Here is a 276-nt window from a genome sequence, read left to right as displayed (position 1 = left end):
CGGTCACAGATGCAGCCGGCGCGACTAACACCCAAGACCTGGTCATTACCCTCACCGGTACTAACGATGCGCCAGTGCTCAGCAGCATTGCCGCGCAAACTGTAGCGGAAGACGCCAGCATCTCAGGGCAAATCACCGGCTCAGATATCGACAGCAATGACACCATTACCTACTCGATTGCTAACCCAGTTGATGGCTTAACCGTCAACACCGATGGCAGCTGGGCATTTGATGCTAGCCACAGTGCTTATCAGTCGCTGGGCGTAGGTCAAACTC

At 55.1% G+C, this 276-nt stretch carries 1 protein-coding gene; it reads left to right on the top strand.

From position 1 onward, the window contains the following. The coding region (locus tag LZP69_RS16440; RefSeq protein WP_234201756.1) for a VCBS domain-containing protein at positions 1-276 on the top strand (276 nt) is incomplete at both ends.

It is taken from the genome of Shewanella sp. AS1 (assembly GCF_021412565.1).
In the GTDB taxonomy this organism is placed as follows: Bacteria; Pseudomonadota; Gammaproteobacteria; order Enterobacterales; family Shewanellaceae; genus Shewanella.
This window is presented reverse-complemented; position numbering and strand designations above follow the sequence as displayed.